3 protein-coding genes are annotated in these 2,488 nt (G+C 37.8%); 1 reads left to right on the forward strand and 2 read right to left on the reverse strand.

Annotated elements, in window-relative coordinates:
* Nucleotides 1–148: 148 nt before the first annotated feature.
* Entirely contained in the window at nucleotides 149–1,021 is an 873-nt protein-coding gene (locus tag GQR46_RS18665; protein ID WP_165742024.1) for an SMP-30/gluconolactonase/LRE family protein, read from the forward strand.
* Nucleotides 1,022–1,056: 35 nt separating this feature from the next.
* On the opposite strand, the gene GQR46_RS18670 is transcribed toward GQR46_RS18665, so the two are convergent.
* Nucleotides 1,057–1,512, reverse strand: coding sequence for an NfeD family protein (locus GQR46_RS18670; protein ID WP_165742026.1), 456 nt, complete (start codon nucleotides 1,510–1,512; stop codon nucleotides 1,057–1,059).
* Between the two features lie 21 nt (nucleotides 1,513–1,533).
* Nucleotides 1,534–2,487, reverse strand: coding sequence for a slipin family protein (locus GQR46_RS18675; RefSeq protein ID WP_076924206.1), 954 nt, complete (start codon nucleotides 2,485–2,487; stop codon nucleotides 1,534–1,536).
* Nucleotide 2,488 lies beyond the last annotated feature (1 nt).

A 2,488-nucleotide genomic window follows, 5' to 3' on the forward strand; every position in this document is an offset into this window, starting at 1 on the left:
CAAACATACTGCTGCAAATTCACCCACCAAAGATCAACACGCCCTAGGGCATGTTGATAAATTAAAGCCAGGTACGTATCGCGAAATCAACTGTTTTCTGGTAAGGTTTGGGTTACAAGGCTTTGTTAATAATAAAGAATAAGTATTTATGTTTGATCCTAGCGTAACCATTTTTGAAAGCACACAGAATCAGCTTGGAGAAAGCCCACTTTGGCACCCTATGCTGAATACTTTTTTTTGGGTCGACATAAATAAAAAACTACTTTTAAGTAAAAATACACACAACGAAAGCAAACTAAAAATAGTTAATATGCCAGATACGATCAGTGCAATAGCGTGGATTGATGAGCAGCACTTGTTGCTCTGTACAAGTACTGGTTTATATAAATATCATATTAATTCAAACACTCGCCATCTTATCCTCAATATTGAAAATACACTGTTAAACAGGCGTTCAAACGATGGCCGCGCCGATCCATGGGGTGGTTTTTGGTTTAGTACAATGGATGTAAATGCTAAAAAAGGTGATGGTAAAATATACCGTTATTATAAACGCCAGCTTAAAGCCGTTGTAAGTGACTTGAGTATCCCAAATGGATTGTGTTTTGATAAGGCACGTTTACGTGGCTATTACTGCGACTCTTTAACGAGTTGTATTTATGTATTAGATTTGGATGAGCAAACTGGCGAACCTTGCTCTGAGCCACGTGTTTTTTATCAATTTAATAATACTGATGTTGATCCCGATGGATGCGTAACCGACCAATTAGGTAATTTGTGGCTAGCTGTGTGGGGAATGGGATGTGTTATATGTTTATCCCCAGGCGGTGAGCTAATTAAAACATTAAAGCTTTGCGCAATAAAACCGACATGCACTGCATTTGGTGGTGAAAATGCTGACTTGTTACTTGTGACATCGGCATTTGATGAAGCGATTTATAATACTGTTACTGAACAAGGCGCTGTATTTCAAATATCAGATATAAAAAACGGGCAGTTTGAGCCGCCCGTTTTACTGTAACTTACAATTTACAGTGTTTGTTTTTAAAGTGATGATTAGCTTTTAGGCGTAACCCACATAACACCCACTTCTTTTTTGGTTACTAAAACCTCAGTACCGGCGCCAATTGGTTGCTCACTTTTAAGCTTCCAGCTAATACCTGAATATTGATGTGTAGTTAAACCTTGTTCTGTTACATCGCTAGTAAGTACAAAAGTGAGTTCAGCAAAATCACTATTTACTTGCTTTTTATCTACGCGATTTTGCATTTGTTTTAATGGTTTCCAAAGTACAACGGCCAAACCTGCTGTTACAATTGCATTACTCCAAAGGGCGGTGGTTAATGAGTCGGGTAAAATACCAAAACTCATTAATAATCCTGTGAGGAATAACGATAATCCAAAAAACAACAAAATAAATGTAGAAAGGCCAAGTACTGCTACTTCTATTATTAAAGCAACAATACCAAGTACCATAAGTGTTTGCGGTAAATTTTGCGTAATAAAATCCATACAAACCTCTTTATTTAGTTATTAACCCAAATTCTTTTTATTTAAACTATTAATAATTGCCATACCTTGCGCAACCATTGAACTTGCATCTGTTGCGTTATCTGGCAGTAATACAATTGATGATTCACGAGCAATAGCTTCTTTAGCAGCGATTGCTTTAGTTGCTAAGTCTAGCTGAATTGCTTTTTGGCCTTGCTCTGTATCTGCAGCTTCACCAACTTTAATAAGTGCATTTGCTTGTGCTTCAGCAACAGTTGTAATTGCAGTTGCTTCACCCTCAGCGCGTAAAATTTGCTCGGCTTTATCGGCTTCTGCAGCAAGTACTTGTGCTTGCTTTTTACCTTCAGCAACGTTGATATTTGCTTGGCGGTCACCTTCTGATTCTAAAATTTGAGCACGTTTAACACGCTCAGCTTTCATTTGCGCTTCCATCGCCTCCATAATAGAGTTAGGTGGCACAATATCTTTAATTTCGTAACGAAGTACTTGAATACCCCAAGGCTCAGATGCCTGATTTATAGCAGCAACAATGTTGGTGTTAAGTAAATCACGCTCTTCAAATGTTTTATCAAGCTCCATTTTACCTAATTCTGAACGCATTGTTGTTTGCGAAAGTTGTACAACTGCAAATGTATAGTCGTCAACGCCATACGTTGCTTTGTACGGGTCTAGTACCCTAAAGTACAGTACGCCATCAACTATAAGTGAGATGTTATCTTTAGTGATAGCTGACTGCGATGGTACATCTTGAGCTTGTTCTTTTAAGCTACGATCAGCCGAGATTCTATCAATAAATGGAATAATAAAGTTAAGGCCGGCTTCTTTAGTTGATTGGTATTTACCAAAACGTTCGATTAACCAGGCGCGGTTTTGTGGTACAAATTTAACGCTACTTTTTAAAAGCACGATAACAAAAACAAGTAAAAAAGCCTCAACAGTAAAAACCATATCGAGAATTTGTGTGACTGGATCCATT

It is taken from the genome of Pseudoalteromonas sp. Z1A6, assembly GCF_011378745.1.
Classification (GTDB): domain Bacteria; phylum Pseudomonadota; class Gammaproteobacteria; order Enterobacterales; family Alteromonadaceae; genus Pseudoalteromonas; species Pseudoalteromonas arctica.

Bases quoted from the DNA above. Each gene is read 5' to 3' on its own strand.
- GQR46_RS18675 (WP_076924206.1), bottom strand. From the start codon at position 2,487: ATGGATCCAGTCACACAAATTCTCGATATGGTTTTTACTGTTGAGGCT.
- GQR46_RS18665 (WP_165742024.1), top strand. From the start codon at position 149: ATGTTTGATCCTAGCGTAACCATTTTTGAAAGCACACAGAATCAGCTT.
- GQR46_RS18670 (WP_165742026.1), bottom strand. From the start codon at position 1,512: ATGGATTTTATTACGCAAAATTTACCGCAAACACTTATGGTACTTGGT.